General features: G+C 66.3%; 13 protein-coding genes. 9 read left to right on the top strand and 4 right to left on the bottom strand.

Features of this window, described 5'->3' with window-relative positions; translation table 11 throughout:
* Positions 1–14: 14 nt before the first annotated feature.
* Both GTA51_RS06740 and GTA51_RS06735 read left to right on the top strand, forming a co-directional pair.
* Positions 15–1883 (top strand): autotransporter assembly complex protein TamA, encoded by a 1869-nt coding sequence (locus GTA51_RS06740; RefSeq protein ID WP_343039492.1) that lies wholly within the window; start codon positions 15–17, stop codon positions 1881–1883.
* A gap of 64 nt (positions 1884–1947) precedes the next feature.
* The gene (locus tag GTA51_RS06735) at positions 1948–6294 is read left to right on the top strand and encodes a translocation/assembly module TamB domain-containing protein (RefSeq protein WP_343039491.1); all 4347 of its coding nucleotides are present in this window, start codon (positions 1948–1950) and stop codon (positions 6292–6294) included.
* Positions 6295–6369: 75 nt separating this feature from the next.
* Here GTA51_RS06735 and GTA51_RS06730 read toward each other — a convergent pair whose 3' ends face one another.
* Positions 6370–6879 carry a hypothetical protein gene (locus GTA51_RS06730; RefSeq protein WP_160959736.1) on the bottom strand — a complete coding sequence of 170 codons (510 nt, stop codon included), beginning with the start codon at positions 6877–6879 and terminating at the stop codon, positions 6370–6372.
* Positions 6880–7052: 173 nt separating this feature from the next.
* Between GTA51_RS06730 and GTA51_RS06725 the strand changes: the two genes are divergently transcribed.
* The 5 genes from GTA51_RS06725 (at position 7053) to GTA51_RS06705 (ending at position 10910) form a co-directional block, all read left to right on the top strand.
* Positions 7053–7667 (top strand): hypothetical protein, encoded by a 615-nt coding sequence (locus GTA51_RS06725; protein WP_160959735.1) that lies wholly within the window; start codon positions 7053–7055, stop codon positions 7665–7667.
* A 184-nt stretch (positions 7668–7851) separates the two neighbouring features.
* Entirely contained in the window at positions 7852–8835 is a 984-nt protein-coding gene (gene gap / locus GTA51_RS06720; protein WP_160959733.1) for a type I glyceraldehyde-3-phosphate dehydrogenase, read from the top strand.
* A 156-nt stretch (positions 8836–8991) separates the two neighbouring features.
* Positions 8992–10161 (top strand): response regulator, encoded by a 1170-nt coding sequence (locus tag GTA51_RS06715; RefSeq protein ID WP_160959731.1) that lies wholly within the window; start codon positions 8992–8994, stop codon positions 10159–10161.
* Positions 10162–10260: 99 nt separating this feature from the next.
* On the top strand, positions 10261–10527 hold the full coding sequence (locus tag GTA51_RS06710) for a hypothetical protein (protein WP_160959730.1): 267 nt from the start codon (positions 10261–10263) through the stop codon (positions 10525–10527).
* Positions 10528–10703: 176 nt separating this feature from the next.
* A complete protein-coding gene (locus GTA51_RS06705) occupies positions 10704–10910 on the top strand; it encodes a hypothetical protein (RefSeq protein WP_160959728.1) in 207 nt (68 codons plus the stop codon).
* A 368-nt stretch (positions 10911–11278) separates the two neighbouring features.
* On the opposite strand, the gene secF is transcribed toward GTA51_RS06705, so the two are convergent.
* The 3 genes from secF to hflK form a co-directional block, all read right to left on the bottom strand.
* Entirely contained in the window at positions 11279–12379 is a 1101-nt protein-coding gene (secF, locus tag GTA51_RS06700) for a protein translocase subunit SecF (protein WP_160959726.1), read from the bottom strand.
* 155 nt (positions 12380–12534) lie between these two features.
* Positions 12535–13383: a protease modulator HflC gene (hflC, locus tag GTA51_RS06695; RefSeq protein ID WP_160959725.1), complete on the bottom strand. Its 849-nt coding sequence runs from the start codon at positions 13381–13383 to the stop codon at positions 12535–12537.
* Positions 13380–14510: an FtsH protease activity modulator HflK gene (gene hflK, locus GTA51_RS06690; RefSeq protein ID WP_160959851.1), complete on the bottom strand. Its 1131-nt coding sequence runs from the start codon at positions 14508–14510 to the stop codon at positions 13380–13382. The genes hflC and hflK overlap by 4 nt, the downstream gene beginning before the upstream one ends.
* Positions 14511–14593: 83 nt before the next feature.
* On the opposite strand from hflK, the gene GTA51_RS06685 reads away from it, so the two are divergent.
* Together GTA51_RS06685 and GTA51_RS06680 are read left to right on the top strand one after the other, a co-directional pair.
* Positions 14594–15958 (top strand): phosphomannomutase/phosphoglucomutase, encoded by a 1365-nt coding sequence (locus GTA51_RS06685; RefSeq protein WP_160959723.1) that lies wholly within the window; start codon positions 14594–14596, stop codon positions 15956–15958.
* A 97-nt stretch (positions 15959–16055) separates the two neighbouring features.
* Positions 16056–16598 (top strand): hypothetical protein, encoded by a 543-nt coding sequence (locus GTA51_RS06680; protein WP_246198024.1) that lies wholly within the window; start codon positions 16056–16058, stop codon positions 16596–16598.
* The last annotated feature ends 17 nt before the right edge of the window (positions 16599–16615 follow it).

Raw genomic sequence — 16615 nt, 5'->3', positions numbered from 1 at the left:
TTACGGCTTCTAGCGTGGTAACGACTCACCTGCGCAGGACGCACCGCAAGCGTTTTTTCTTCGCCTTAACCGGTCTGGCGCTGGCCCTGGCGCTGGCCCTGGCCCTGGCCCTGGCCCAGACCGCCCCGGCCCTGGCCGCCGGGCGGGTGGAGCCGGCCAAGGCCCCGGTGGGACTGGCCTATGTGGTGCGCTACGAAGGTGCGCTTGCCCCGGACACCCTTGAACTGCTCAAACGCGTGTCCAAGGCCGAGACGCTGCTGACCGCGCCGCCGGATTCGGTGCTCCTGCTGGAGCGCCGGGCCGAGGAAGACAAAACCGCCTTTGCCAAGGTGTTCCAATCCCAGGGGCACTTTGCCGCCACCATCGCCGCCACGGTCGAGGCAGCGGCCACGCCCCTCGTTCTGACCTACCGCATCGACACCGGCCCGCAGTTTGAACTGCGCCGGGTGACACTTACCCCGGCCGGCGGCAGCGATCCGGCCGCCCTGCCGACGCCGGAGCAGATCGGTCTGACCGTGCCGGCCCCCTTTGCCGCCAAGGCCATTGTCGAGGCCGAGGCCAAGCTCACCGAAGTGCTCCATGACAACGCCCACCCCTTTGCCAAAGTGGCCGACCGGCAGGTCACGGCCGATTTCGCCACCCACAGCGTGGCCGTGGTCTGGACCGTGGACGCCGGTCCCCAGGCGCTGTTTGGACCGGCGGTCTTTAAAGGCCAGACCACGGTCAAGGAAAGCTATCTGGCCGGACTTGTCCCCTGGCAGCGCGGCGCGCCCTACGATGCCCGCACCGTGGAGCGCTTTCGCAAGAAGCTGACCAGCCTGGAGCTTTTTAACGCCGTGGTGGTGGAAACCGGCCCGGTGGACCCGGCCACAGGGCAGGCCCCCATCCTGGTCGAACTGGTCGAACGCAAGCACCGCACCATCAAAGGCGGTGTGGATTACAAGACCGACGAAGGCCCCGGAGCCAACCTCGGCTGGGAAAACCGCAACCTTTTCGGCGGCGGCGAAAAACTGTCCGTAGCCGCCAGCGGCTCAGGCATCGAGCAGTCCGGGGAAGCCGCCTTTGACAAGCCCGATTGCATAACACCCAAAGAGTTGTTCCGGGCCAAGGCCAAAATCGTTAACGAAGACAAGAAGGCCTACAAAGGCCAAAACGCCACGGTCACGGCCAGCCTGCGCCGCCAGTTCACCGAGTCCTTTTCCGCTGCCGCCGGCCTTGGCTATCGTGCTTCGCGCATTGCCGAAGACCAGTCGCGCCCCTGGGAAGACGACGCCCGCTACGGCTTTATCTTCGCCCCGCTGGAGGCTTCCTACGACGGGCGCGACGACGTACTCGACCCCCAAAAGGGCCTGCTCGCCAGCGCCTCGGCCGCCCCGTACTGGGGCACCCTGGCCGGCGGGGCCGATTTCCTGCGCCCGGAATTTTCCCTGGCCCATTATCTCAAACTCGTGGAAAAGCCCGGCATCGTCCTGGCCACCCGCGTCTCCGGCGGGGCCAATATCGGGGCCTCGCGCAACGACGTGTCCCCGGATCTGCGCTACTACGCCGGCGGTTCCGGTTCCATCCGGGGCTACTCCTACCAAAGTGTCGGCCCCATGCGCGGCAACACCCCCATCGGCGGCGGCTCGCTGCTCACCTTTTCCGCGGAACTGCGCTGGCGCGTCACGGAACTGATCGGGGTGGTTCCCTTCCTGGACGGCGGTACGGCGTTCACTGGTGCCCTGCCCCCTTACGACCAGCCCATCATGCTCGGTGCCGGCCTGGGGCTGCGCATCTACACCCCCATCGGCCCGGTGCGCCTGGACGTGGCCACCCCGCTGGCCCGGCGCAAGGACATTGACGACATTGCCCAATTCTACTGCAGCATCGGACAATCCTTCTAGGCCGGCTCCGGCTCCTTCTCCGTCCCGGTCCCTTGGACACGGCCTTCTGCGCGGTCTGGCCGGCGTGCTGGTCGCGGTCTTGGCCCTGTGGGGCTTTGTGCTCACCCCGTGGGGCCTTGGCACCGCCGCCCACATCGCCGAGCGGGCCATTGCCGCCGGCTCCGGCTTTCACGCCCGCATCGAAGAAGTTTCGGGGGTGCTCCCCTTTTCCCTGCATGTCGGCCGCTTTGCCCTGGCCGACGACCGGGGCCCCTGGCTGATCATCGGCGAAGCCGATTTTGCCTGGTCGCCGGCAGCCTTGCTGCGCGGCCGGGTGGTTATTAACGAACTCGCCGCCAAGGTGGTGCGCCTGACACGCGCGCCGCACATTCCCCAAGACCACCGCACCCCGACCACCCTCCAGTGGCCGCCGCGCTTTCCCTCCCTGCCGCCCATCCTGGTCAACCGGCTGGCCGTGGAGCGGCTTATCCTCGACAAGGAACTCACCGGGCAGGCCGCCCAGCTCGCCCTCTCCGGCCGGCTGGCCGAATCGGGCAACGGGGCGGCGGCCCTGTCCCTGGCCGCCAAACGCCTGGACGGCGACGCCCCCCTGAGCCTGACCGTGGGAGCGGCGCTCAATTACGCCCAGTGGCGGCTGGCCATCAAAGCCAATCTAAACGACGCCCCGGGCGGACTCCTCGCCAGCGCCCTGGCCGGGCCGCAAGCCCCGGCCCTGGCCGCCACCCTGACCGGCGACGGTCCCCTGGACGCCTGGAAGGGCCGGCTGACCGCCAGCCTGGGCCAAAGCGAACTGCTGGCCGCCGACCTGGGGCTGGCCGTGCCCCTGGCCAAGGACGCCATGGCCGCCTTTTCCGTCACCGCCACCGCCGCCCCGCCGCCGGGGCTGCTGCCGGCCTTTCTCGAAAGCCTGCTCGGCCCAAAGCCCCAATGCGCCCTGGCCGGCCGCGTCGGCATCGCCCACGACGCCCTCACCCTGGACCGGGCCGAGATCACGGCCGCAGCCGGCAGCCTGTCCCTGACCGCCAGCCTGGACCCGGCCAGCGACGCCCTGACCGCTGCGGCCCGCCTGGACCTGACCGACGCCGCCCGCCTGGACGACAGCCTGGGCGGCCGCCTGCAGGCCACGGTGACGGCCGCCGGCACCCTGTCGCGGCCAAACCTCAGCGCCCAGGTCACGGCCTCGGATTTTCACGCCGGCCCGCTTTCGCTAACCGCCGCCGATCTGAGCGCCACTGCCACGCCCACCGGTCCCCTGGCCGACACCTTCCCCGGCGCAACCCTGGCCGCCTCGGGCACGCTTACCGGACTGGCCGGCCCGGACGGGACCACGCTTTTGGGCCAGGCCCTGACCCTTGCCGCCAAGGGCAGCCTGGACCCGACCGGTGCCCTGGCCGTCGAAAAGGCCACACTGACCGGTTCCGGCGGTTCGGCCTCCCTGGCCGAGGCCCGTCTGGACGGCGAGCATCTGGCCGGGCGGCTGGCCGTGGCCGTGGCCGAGCTGACCGGGGCGGCCTCCCTGGCCGGCCTGCACCTGACCGGCGCTGCCACCATCGCCGCCGACATCGCCTCCGATACCACCGGGTCGGGCAAGGCCAAGCTGCTGCTTGACCTGTCCCGGCTGGCCGCCCCGTCCACAAACGACACTGCGGCCACGGCCCTGGCTGCCCTGCTCGGCCCCACGCCACGTCTGGCTGCCGACGCCGCTTTTTCCCCGGCCGGGCTGGCCCTGTCCGACCTCACTTTGACCGGCAAAGGGGTAACCCTCGCTGGTTCCGGCCGCTTTGAGGCCAAAACCGACGCCTTGACGGCCAAAACCAGCCTCAAGGTCGCGGATCTGTCCCTGCTGGCCCCGGCCCTGGGCCAGCCGTGCGCCGGCTCGCTGGAGGCTGATGTCGCACTGTCCGGCCCGGCCGCTGCGCCGCGACTGAGCGCCAAAGCCTTGGCCGAGCGGCTCCATGTGGCCGATCTGGCCCTGGCCGAAGCGGCCTTGGACCTCTCCATGGCCGACACCTTCGCCCGTCCGTCCGGCCGGCTTTTGCTCACTGCCCGGCGCGAAGGGGAAACGGCCCGCCTGGAGACGGCCTACGCCCTGGCCGGCGACCGCCTGCGCCTCAATGATGCCAAGCTCACCGCCCCGGAGGCCGCCTTTGCCGGCGAGGCCGACATCGACACGGCCTCGGGCCGCGTCACCGGCAAATTGACCGGCCAGGCCGCCAATCTGTCGGGCCTTGGCCGGTTTGTGGGCCTGCCCCTGGCCGGCAGCCTCAAAGTGAGCGCTGCCGCCGGCAGCAAAGGGGCAAACCAGTCCCTGACCCTTGACCTGAGCGCCGCCAACCTGCGGCTGCCGGGCTTAAGCGCCGCCAGCCTGACCGCCACGGCCAACCTCGACGACCTGACCGGCCGCCCCCGGGGCAAAGCCAATCTGGCCGGCAAAGGCCTGGATGCCGCTGGCGCGTCCCTGGCCAGCCTGACGCTGGCCGCCACGGGCGACGGCCGCACCCTGGCCGTGGCCACCGAGGCCAAGGGGCGCATCGCCGGCCAGAGGGCCCTGGAAGCCAGCGCCAGGGCCAGCCTCGCCCCGGCCGAGGCCGGCCGGGAGCGCCTCACCGTGCAAAGCCTCGCCGGGAGCCTGGACGGCCGCAAATTTTCCCTGACTGCCCCGGCCGCCCTGACCTTTGGCCACGGCGCAACCCGGCTTGACGGGCTGGCCCTGGCCTTTGACAAAGCCAAAATCACGGCGTCTGGGAGCTTCTCGCCCGGCGAAGCGGTCGGCAAGGCCAGCGTCGAACGCTTTCCCTTGCCGCTTTTATCCCTTTTTGGCCTGGCCGGCATGGACGGCACCGGCAGCCTGACCGCCACCCTGTCCGGCACCCCGGCCAAGCCCCAGATCATTGCCGAGGCCAACCTCGCCGGCCTGCGGCTGGCCTCGGACAAAGGCAGCGGCCTGCCGACGGTCGCCGTCTGGACCAAGGCCGTCTGTTCCGCCACGCGCCTGGACGTAACGGCCGGTGTCGCCGGCAAGAGCAAGGCCGATGCCATAACAGCCAAGGCCGGCCTGCCCGTGCGCCTGTCCCTGGCCCCGTTCGTTTTTGATCTGCCGCAAAACGGTGCCCTGACCGGCCAGCTTCGGGCCGACGCCGATCTGGCCGATCTGGCTACGATCCTGGCCCGCTTTAACACCCGGCTGGTCGGCCGCCTCACCGCCGACCTGGCCCTGGGCGGCACCCTGGCCGTCCCCACCGCCTCCGGGGCCGTGGCCCTGGCCGCCAGCCGCCTGGAAAACGCCGATGCCGGGCTGGTCCTGACCAACCTGACCCTGTCGGCCCAGGCGGCCGGCGGCGTGCTGACCATCGCCAAAGCCTCGGGCCAGGACGGCCGGGGCGGCAGCTTCGAGCTCACCGGCTCCGTCGGCTTTGCCGACCCCAGCCAAAGCCCGGTGGACCTCAGCCTGCGCCTGACCCGCCTGCGGCTGGTCGGGCTTGATCTGGCCACCGCCGCCGCTGACGGCACCGTGCGCGTCACCGGCACCCTAAGCCATCTGCTTGCCGCCGGAACCGTCAGCATCGGCCCGGCCGAAATCAATCTGCCGACCTCGCTGCCCCCGGACGTGACCGTCATCCCGGTCACCTATATCAACGACCCGGCCGCCCCCAAAAAACCGGCCAAATCCCTACCCCAACCCCCGGCCGTGGCCCGCCGCCTGGACCTCGACCTCAGGCTGGCCCTGGGACAGACCGTCTTCGTGCGAGGCCTGGGCCTCGAATCCCGCTGGACCGGCCAGCTCGACATCAAAGGCACGGCCGCCGCCCCGAGCATCCTTGGCAAATACACCGTGGCCAAAGGCAGCCTCGACCTCCTCGGCACCAGCCTTGAAATCACCAAGGGCGAACTGGCCTTCACCGGCAGCTCCCCTCCCACCCCGACCTTCGATATCCGGGCCGAGACCACGGCCAACAACATCACCGCCGGTATCGCCATCACCGGCGACGCCGACAACCCCAGCATCACCCTGACCTCCACCCCGCCCCTGCCCCGGGACGAAATCCTTTCTCGCCTGCTCTTTGGCCAAAGCGCCGGCTCCCTGTCCCCCATCCAGGCCGCCCAACTGGCCCAGGCCGCCGCCTCCCTCTACGCCGGCGGCACGCCGACCAGCATCCTGGCCCGCACCCGGCGCGTCCTGGGCCTGGACCAACTGACCATTGTGACCGGCAAAAGCGGCCTGACCGGCTCGGTGCTCAAAGCCGGCAAGGAAATCTTTCAAGGCGTCACCGTGGGCGTCGAACAGGGCATGGGCGCGCAAAGCGGTGCCGTGTCCGTGGAAGTGCAGGTCACGCCCAACATCACCGTGGACAGCCGCGTGGGCACCGACAACAAACAAGGCGTGGGGGTCAACTGGAAGTGGGATTATTGAGGCGGGGGGAGCGTGGGAAGCAGATGCGGCCCTTTGGGCCGCATCTGCTTGAAAAAAGAACCGGAACCGGTGGGGCTACTGACCGCCCTTCTGGCGCTGCTGGTCGATTTCCTTACGCAGGCCTTCGCCGTATTTGCGGGACTGGATGATGATGTCGTCAACCTTGTCGCCGCGCACCTGCATAAGCGAGATCTTGTACGCGCCATCGAGAGGAATCATGGCGTTTTTGGAATCGGCGTACAGGGCGTTCATGGCTGCAATCAGGCGCTCCGGCTCCATGCCGGCGTAGGAATTAAAGCATTCCCGGAAATTGGCTTCAATCGCCGGGCCTTTGGCATCTTTTTGCATGCTGGAGATGTCGGTGCACATGATGCGAACAGCCGTGGCCAGGCCGAAAAGAAAGGATCGCTTTTCCTTTTCGGAGTAGCTGGTCCAGGCATGGGCGAACGTCCCGCTGCCCGAACCGACAAAGGAAGCGGCGGCAGCGGCCGGGGCGGCCGGAGCGGTCTTTGGTCCCGCATAGGCGGGAAGGCACAAAACCACACAAACAAGCAAAGCGGTAAGGACCAGGGCCTTTTTTGACATAGTATTCTCCTTGGCTGGCAACAGGGGCAGGATGCGCCCGGAAAGTGTACGTGGGCTTCTTCCTACGCCATGGCGGTCAGACCGGCAAGGGGGGAGCGCGCAGCCTTGACAATGTCGCCGCTTCCGGTTTTGTGGTTCAATCACCGTGTATCATCTGGTTAAAGGAGCTGCCTATGCATTGTCTGGTTGTTCTGGCCTCGGCCGTTTTGTGCCTCGCGCTGTCCGCTGGTCCGCTTGGGGCGGCCGAGGCTCCGTCCCAACTGGCCGGCATTGCCATGGGGGCCAATGCCGAGGATATGCGGGACCGTCTTGATCTGGCCCGGGTTGCCCCGTTGTGGGACAAACCATGGCTGGTGCGGGCCAATCTCAAGCCTACCAAGGGCTTTATCGCCGGCTATGTGCTTTTGGGCGGCTGTGCTACCCAGAATCGCGTGGAGCGCATCCGTTTGCAATATAAAGACGGGTCCAAGGCCCTGTTTGACAAGCTCACCCGGACCTTGACCGACCGCTACGGCGTGCCCCTGCCGTTGCCGGCACCCAAGGCAGCCAAGTACAAGGGCTTTCGCTGGGTGTTTGGGGCCAACAAAAGCAAGGGCATGGACATTTTGCTGGAGCATTTTGAGGAAACCAGCGACGAAAATCCGTCCGGCAACGTCATCCGCATGACCGACAACCGGGCCATGGCCCAGGAACGGACCTGCTACGACGCCATGATCAAGGGTGCGCCCGAGCCCCAGCCGGCTTTTCCGTTGTTTGAAGTCGATGACAAGTGGCTGCTGCCGCAATAGTTGCACCGCTGTCCCATGGATTTGGCCCGGAGTCGGCAAACCGACGTTTTGTTGACACAAAACCGAGGCTCGGCTTATCATTTTGCGCGCTTGCGGACTGCCCGACGAATCGTGCGCCCGCCCCGGGCCGGGGTGCGGACGCATCCCGCTTCCGACACGCTTTTATTCCCAGGAGGACACGGATATGGCGGTTACCATCGGCATCAACGGATTTGGCCGGATCGGCCGGTATTTGACGCGACTGCTTGCCACCGACCCCGACATTACGCTTATGGCCATCAATGCCCGGGCCGACAATGCCCAACTGGCCCATCTGCTCAAATACGATTCGGTGCATGGCCGGTTTGCCGGCACGGTGGTTCCCTGCGACGAAGGGCTGATCATTAACGACAAGCTGGTCAAGATCAGCCGCCACGCCGGCGGCGAATGGCGCTGGAAGGATCTCGGCTGCCGCTATGTGATCGAAACCACCGGCAAATTCGTGGATCGGGAATCTTGCGAAAAGCACCACCAGTGCGGGGCCGAAAAGGTCATCATCAGCGCTCCCGGCAAAAACGAAGACGTCACCATCGTCATGGGTGTTAACGACCACGAGCTCAAACCCGAGCACCGCATCATTTCCAACGCCTCCTGCACCACCAACTGTCTGGCTCCCGTGGCCAAGGCCCTCAACGACGCCTTTGGCATCAAGCACGGCCTTATGACCACCATCCATTCCTACACCATGAGCCAGCGCATCCTCGACGGCTCCCACAAGGACTGGCGGCGCGGCCGGGCCTGCGCCCTGTCCATGATCCCCACCACCACCGGTGCCGCCCGGGCCGTGACCAAGGTCATCCCGGCCTTGACCGGCCGCCTCGACGGCATGTCCATCCGCGTGCCCACGCCCAATGTCTCGGTGGTGGATTTCACCTGCGAGCTGGAAAAGCCCACCGACACCGCCGGCATGCTGGCCGTTTTGGCCGCCGCCGCCGGCGACGGCATGGGCTTTACCGACGAACCGCTGGTGTCCATTGATTTCGTGGGCGACACCCACGGCGGCGTGGTGGATTCCAAGGCCTCGCAAGTGCTGGACGGCACCATGGCCAAGGTGTTGTCCTGGTACGACAACGAAGCCGGCTTCACCCACCAGCTCGTGCGCCTGATCAAAAAAACGGCCGCCCTGTAAGCCGGACCGTTCCCGCAAAGTATATCCGCCCGTCGGCAGCAGCCGGCGGGCGGTTTTCGTTTGCCCCGGCTCTAAAGCATTCCCGCTCCCGGCCGATACGGTGGCATAGGCCACTGGAACCCGGCACGCCGGAATCCCGGAAGCGAGGACGCGATCATGACCGAGCCCACCACCCCTGCCGCCCTGTTTGCCACAGCCCTGATCGTCAGCGCCAGCGACGGCCATGCCCGGGTTGACCGCGACTTTTTAAAGCGCGCCCGCATTTTTGCCGTGCGCCATGTCGCCTCCGGGGCCGAGGCCTTGGCTGCCCTTCGCCGCGACGGCCTGACGCTTGTTTTGTGCGACGACAAGCTCACCGACATGGACGGCCGGGATTTCGTCGCGGCGCTTCGGGCCGATCCGGCCCTGGCCGCAGCACCCGTCATCCTGACCGCCGCCGGCGGCACCAAGGCCGATGTCCTCTCCGCCGTCAAGCTCGGCGTGGCCGGTTTTATGCTGCGCCCCTATTCCGAGGTGACCTTCCAGCGCCATCTGGCCATGGCCGCCCATATGACCCGGTTTGCCGCTGCCGAGCGGGCCGCCCTGGCCCGGGCCGTGCACAAGGAAGCGGCCGGCGACGTGGCCGGAGCCCAGCACGCCTTTGCCGCCTTGGCCAAGGCCCCGGACACCGCCCCGCGCCTTTTTGAGGAAGGCATGGCCGCCCTGGCCGTTCGCGATGTGGAGCGGGCCATTTTGGCCTTTCACAAGGCCCTGGCCGTCAACAAGCTCTATGTCGAAGCCCATCTCGGCCTGGCCCGGGCCTGGCTGGCCAAGGGCAGCACGCGCCAGTACCGCCACTACATGAAGCAGGCGGCCTCGGCCTGCGCCCGGGAACGCCGGTTTGTCGAACTGCGCGACCAGTTCGTCAGCCTGCTGGCCGCCGACGAGGCCGGGTTCAACCCCTTTTTGGCCCTTGGCCACGAGCTTTTGGGCGAGCGCCACTACACCGCCGCCGTGTCGCTGTACCGGCTGGCCCTGGAGCTGGCCCCCAAAAACGCCGACGCCTATGTCGGGCTGTCCAAGGCCTACCATTTCCTGCGCCGCCCGGATCTGGCCGAACGGGCCGTGCGCAAGGGGATCAGCCTCAACGAACGGCACCTGGAAGCCCGCACGATTTATCGCCGCCTCACCGGGGTGCGCGACGAGGCCATCCCCGGCCTTGAGGCTCCCGCCGCCCAGCCTGCGGCGCAGCACCTGCCCTTGTTGCTGCGCGGCGTGCTGTATCTGGCCGGTCTGGCCACCGAGACGCTGGTCCGCTCCCGGCGCACCTCTGCCAAGGCCGCTTAAGGGCAGCCCCTTCTGCTCAGAGCGGTCAAGGATTGCGCTGCCGGCCAAAGTGGTGCATAGGCCAAGCAGTGGCGTATGCATCGCTGCTGGAGGAAGGCCATGTCTGACGCCGTCACCCCGGCCGGACACATCGAAGCGGGACCACCCGGACACTTTGAGGCGATGCCCCCGGGCCACACCGAAGCGCTGCCACCGGGGGTTGTCACCCCTTCCCCGGCCGGCATTGTCCAGACCACCCCGCCCACCGGCCCCTTTGAGGTCCAGCCCGCCGGCCATGTCGAACCCGCCCCTGCCGGCGGTGTGACGCCGGTCGTTGCTGGCGTGGTAGAGGTCGCCCAAGGCGGCATCGTCAACATCCGGCTCTAGGTTCCGCTCCTGCCTTTCGGACGGCCTGGGCCGACAACCCCCCCCATTCCCCTATGCAATCAATTCGTTCCCTGTGTGTAAGTTGTACCCTGGCCCTTGTTTTGGCTGTGGCCCTGGCGGGGTGCTCCACCACCGCCTCGAAAAAGTCCTTGTCCGCTTCCGAGCAGGGCCTCTACTTGGAAGAAAAAGTAAAAAACTACCGCAACGCCGCGCTGCGGTACAGCCAGGCTGAGGAAGACGCCCGCAAGGATGGCTTTCCCGAGGCCGTTGAGCAGTACAGCCGGGCCAAAGCGGCGGCCCAAAAGGAACTCGAAAACGCCGAGCGCGAGTTGTCTGCCCACGAAGCCGCCAAGAGCGTCAAAGCGCCCAAGACCACGCCCTGACCCCCTGCCCGGCCGGCAACCCGCGCCAGGGTTTTTGCCGGCCGCCAGACGGAGCGCCTCACCTACCGATTGGCCGCGCGCCGAGGGCACCCCGCGCCAGCGTTTTGCCGGCCGCAGACTGGCGCATGGCGACCGGCGACAGCGACCGGGGCCTTTTCGACGGCTTCTGTGAGATGCCAGCGGGGGTGGGGGTCCAGGTCTTCCCCGGTTGTCTCTCCCAGGCACAGTGCTGGTGTTTGTTGCGCCCCAGCCGCCGGCACGCTGCCTGACCCGCCGCCCTGCGGCCCGACACCTGGAACGCAAAAAAGGCCGCCCCGAACCGGGGCGGCCTTTTTGGGTTGGGGCAGACGCCGAACCGTAAAGCGAATCTAGGCCCTGGCGGCGTTGACCCGGGGGCCGGAGGTCGGCTCGGCCGGGGCGGGTTTATTGAGGCCCGAGCCAAGGTCAAGCAGAATCGGGCTGGCTACAAAGACCGAGGAATACGTGCCGGCCAGGATGCCGATGAGCATGGCCAGGGAGAAGTCGTGGATGACCGGCCCGCCCAGGAAAAACAGGCAGGAAACAGTTATAAGCGTCGTGCCGGCGGTCAGGATGGTGCGCGAGAGGGTCTCGTTGACGCTCTGGTTGATGACCTGCTCAAAAGGCATGGACTTGTCCACACCGCGCAGCTTTTCCCGGATGCGGTCGTAGACGATGATGGTGTCGTTTAACGAATAGCCCAGGATGGTTAAAAGCGCGGCCACGATGGTCAGGTCGAATTCCAGGTCGAGCAGCGAAAAAACGGCAATGGTGATCAGGATGTCGTGCAGGTCGGCCACCACCGCCCCCAGGGCGTATTTCAGGCGCATGACGAAGCACAGGACCAGCGTGATGGCCATGGCGGCGACGATGAGCCAGACCGTGGAGGCCCCGACCAGCTTGAGCAGATAGATGCCGCCGGAAAGCCCGGCCGCCATAAGCCCGGCCGCCATCCAGCGCTGTTCGAAACGCCCTGAGATGTAGATGGCAATCAGGAGCACCGAATAGAAAATGGCTTCGAGCGCCTTGCCGCGCAGATCCGCGCCGACCTTGGGGCCGACCATCTCCAGGCGTTGGACGGCATAGCCCGAGTCGGGCAGATTCTTGGCCAGGGCACTTTCAATGCTGGTGCGCACGGTTTCCTGGTTGATCTCGTGGTCCGAGGCCCGGATGAGGAACTCGTTGCCGTCGTCCTGGCCGAAACGCTGGACCACGATGTTTTCCAGCCCCACGCCTTCCACGGCCTTGGCGATCTGCTCCACGTCCATGGTCTTGGCAAAGCGGACCTGGATGGACAGGCCACCGGAGAAGTCCACGCCGAAGCGCGGGCCGCCCTTGACGGCCAGGGACACGACGCCGGCCAGAATAATGGCCGCCGAAATGAGGTAGGCCAGTTTGCGGTACTTGAGAAAATTGATATTCGTGCCGGGCCGTATCAGCTCCAGAACCATCGTCTCCCCCTCTTGAATTGGTGCGGGATTGGCGGGCGGGACGGCGAAAGGTGCCGGTTGCTCCCATAGCCCGAAAAGGCGGTGCAGCTTCCGTCAAAGGCGCGGACCTTGTCAAGCCGCCCGGCCCGGAGTCATGCCCCAGGCCGGACGCGCGGTCAACGCATGTACTTGAGAAACGGGTTATCCGGGGTGAGAAAGATGCGGGAATTGCGGGCAAAGGATTTCTGGTAGGCTTCGAGGCTTCGGGTGAAGCCGAAGAATTCCGGCGACTTGTTCACCGCCTCGGCCCACACGGAAGCGGCCTCGGCATCGCCCTGGCCGCGCAGCACCTCGGCCTGGCGCTCGGCCTCGGCCAAAAGAATAGCCCGGTCCTTGTCCGCACCGGACTTGATCTTTTCCATCTCTTCCCAGCCCTCGGAGCGGTACAGCTTGGCCTGCCGTTCGCGCTCGGCCTTCATGCGGCCGTAGATGGCGTTGGCGTTTTCCGGCGGCAGATCGGTGCGCTTGATGCGCACGTCCACCACTTCCAGGCCATAGGGGGCCAGCAACTGGCTGGCCTTCTTCATGACCTCGCCCATAATGACCGCGCGCTTTTCCGAGACCACGTCAAGCAGGGTGTACTGGCCAAGGGCCACGCGCAACTCGGCGTAGATGATGTCATCCAAGCGGGCGTTGGCCCGGCCCACGGTGCGCAGGGTGCGGTAAAACAGCAACGGATCGGTGATGCGCCAGCGGGCGTAGTTGTCAACGACCAGATTCTTTTTATCCAGCGTCAGCACTTCGGCCGCTTTGGCGTCGTATTCGAGCAGCCGGGCGTCGAAAGTGACCACGTTTTGGATAAACGGAATCTTGACATGCAGTCCCGGGGCCATGGGACCGGCCACGGGTTTGCCGAGTTGCAGCACAATGGCCGTCTCGGTCTGATCCACCACATAGACCGTCTGGGAGACGGTGACGAGGACCAGGAAAAAGACCACGGCCCCGACCACGAGGGAAGTTTTCACTGCGCGCCTCCCTTGGGCTTGCCTGCCGGGGTGGGCTGGCCGGACGGGCTCCCCTGGGCCACCGGTGCCTCAGGTGCGTGCCTCCCCGGCCGCACGGACTCCAGCGGCAGATAGGGCACGGCCTGACGGGCCGCTTCCTCGCTCATGATGAGCTTTTCCAGTTCGGGATTGGACAACAGCGTCTCCATGCCTTCAATAAAAAGCCGCTGCCGGGTTACGGCCGGGGCTTTGTCAAATTCGGTGCGCAGGGCCGAAAAGCGGTCCGCGCCGCCCTTGACCCGGCGGATGACCTGTTCCCGGTAGGCCCCGGCCTCGTTGACCACGGCAGCGGCCCGGCCCCGGGCCTTGGGCACGATGTCGTTGGCGTAGGAGTCGGCTTCGTTGACGAACCGGATCTTGTCTTCCTTGGCGCTGGCCACGTCTTTAAAGGCGTCCACGACTTCCTTGGGCGGGTGCACGTCCTGCAACTGCACAGCCACCACGTCGATGCCGCTGTTGTAGCGATTGAGCATATCCTGGAGCAGGACCCTGGTGTCGTCTTGCACCTTGACCTTGCCGGCGGTGAGCACCGTGTCGATCTTGGCGTCGCCGATAACCTCGCGCATGGCCGCTTCGGCCGCGCTTTTGAGCGTCTCGTCGGGCCGGTCCACCTTGAACAGATAGTCCACGGGGTTATTGATCTGATATTGCACGATAAACTGCACATCCACGATATTTTCGTCCCCGGTGAGCATAAGCGACTCTTCCGGCACCGCCCGAAACTGGGTGGTCAGGCCGTCGCGGGAGGAGGTGCGAAAGCCCACTTCCACCCGGCGCACCTGGGAAACCTTCGGGGTCTTTACGGTCTCGATGGGAAACGGTAAGTGGTAATGCGGCCCCGGACCCGTCTGATAGGCGTACGCACCGAAACGCTGCACCACGCCGGCTTCATCGGGTTCCACGATGTAGATGCCGCTGGCGGCCCACAACAGGACAATGGCAGCCAGGATGAGTTTCGGGCCGCCGGGCAGCCGTTTTTTGATGTCCGACAGTCTGTCGGCCAAGTCCTCGCCCAGCCGTCCGGGTTCCGGTATCGGATTTCCCTGACGGCGTTTTTGCTCGGAGAGCTTGTCCCAATCCCAGTTCATTGGCATGGAATAGGGGACAACCGGGCACGAGGTCAAGGGACGCCGGGACCGGAAACGAACGATGCCAGGATCAAGGAGACGACATGAAGCCTATTTTGCCCGGACCCTTTCGGGCTTACGACATCCGGGGGCTGGTTGACATTGATTTCGATGACGCCTGGGTGGAGCGCCTGGGCCAGGCCCTGGGGACGTTTTTTTTGCGCCGAGGCCAGCAGCAGGCCGTTGTCGGCCATGACTGCCGGCTCAGTTCCCCAGGCTATCAGGCCCGGCTGACCGCCGGTCTGGCCGCTTCGGGCATCGACGTGGTGTGCCTGGGCATGGTCCCCTCGCCCGTGTTCTATTATGCCGTCAAGGCCCTGGGCCGAAAGGCCGGCGTCGTGGTCACGGCCAGCCACAACCCTTCAGAATTCAACGGTTTTAAGATCTGGTCCGGCGAGACCACCATCCACACCGACGACATCCGGGAACTCTACGACATCATGGCCGCCGGGGATTTTTTGCGTGGTGCCGGCATTGTCTGCGAGCACGACATCCGCCCGTCCTACATCGAGCATGTGGCCGAGCAGATGGTCCTGCCCCGGGCGGTCACGGTGGTGGTCGATGGCGGCAACGGGGCCGGAGGGCTGGTGTGCTGCGACGTGCTGCGCCAGGCCGGAGCCCGGGTCATACCGCTTTACTGCGAACCCGACGGCCGCTTCCCCAACCACCATCCTGATCCGGTGATCGAAAAAAACGTGGCCGATCTGGCCGCCCGGGTGGTGGCTGAAGGGGCTGACTTCGGCGTGGGCCTGGACGGCGACGCCGACCGCATCGGCGTGGTGGACGCGTCGGGCCGGCTCCTCTACGGCGACCAGCTCCTGGCCATCTTTGCCCGGGCGGTACTCAAGAACCACCCCGGCGCCACGGTCATCGGCGAGGTCAAGTGCAGCCATCTGCTGTATAAAGACATCGCCGCCCACGGCGGGCAGCCCATCATGGCCGCCACGGGCCATTCGCTGATCAAATCCCGTATGCGGGAAACCGGGGCCGTGCTGGCCGGCGAAATGAGCGGGCACATGTTTTTCGCCGACCGCTACTACGGGTTTGACGACGCCATCTACGCGAGCGCCCGCTTGGCCGAAATCGTTGCCGCCTCGCCCACGCCCCTGGGCGAAATGCTGGCCGACTGGCCGGGGACGGTCAACACCCCGGAAATCCGCATCGACTGCCCCGACGCCATAAAGTTCGCCGTGGTGGACCGGGCCAAGGCCCATTTCGCCACCGGGTACGACGTCATCGACGTGGACGGGGTGCGGCTCACCTTCCCCGACGGCTGGGGGCTGCTGCGCGCCTCCAACACCCAGCCGGCCCTGGTGGTGCGGTTTGAGGCCGAAACCGAGGCCCGTCTGGCCGCAATCCGCCGTCTCATCGAAGAGCCGGTGGCCCGCTGGATTGCGGAACTGCGCTGACAACCCGCCGGCACGCTGCGCCCTGAGTGGGGCGGCCCGGCCATGGGGCTTTGGGCCGCCCCACCCCGCCTCCCCGAGCCGACGTACGGAGGAGATCATGTCCAAAGCCCACCCCGCCGCCCTGGACCCGCGCCTCCCGGTCGCCGACCGGCGCACGGTGCCCTCCATTGTGGCGGCGCTCGTGTGTGCCGCCACCCTGGCCGCCGGGCCGGCCCTGGCCCAGGACTACCACCAGGGCGACGCCCTGGGGCAGGCTCTGGCCAAAAAACCCTTTATCGAAACCAAGACCAATCCCGGCGGCAAAGGCATTCTGGACAATAGCTGCATCTATAAGGACAGCTTCGCCTTAAGCCCGTCCGAAGTCGTGCTGGACCGCTGCGATCTGGCCGGGGCCACGGCCAAGTTTACCACCCAGTACGGTCCCGCCGATCAAGCTTCTGATGCCGCCGGCGGCAAAAAACTCCTGGAATACCGGCTGCTCCACAATGAGAACAGCTATCTGGTCAAGGTCTATTTCAGTTGCGCCAAGGACACGACCGAGCAGTTTGTCATGGTGGAATGCAAAAACGAAAAGAACCGGGCCAAGCCCGGCCGCCCGCCCGATGGACGGCCGTTCTGGAAAAAGCTGTCACCCTTTTAACGCCGGTCAGGCGCGTC

It is taken from the genome of Solidesulfovibrio aerotolerans (assembly GCF_009856865.1).
GTDB lineage: Bacteria > Desulfobacterota > Desulfovibrionia > Desulfovibrionales > Desulfovibrionaceae > Solidesulfovibrio > Solidesulfovibrio aerotolerans.
Note: the sequence above shows the minus strand (reverse complement) of the source record. Positions and strands in the feature narration are given on the sequence as shown.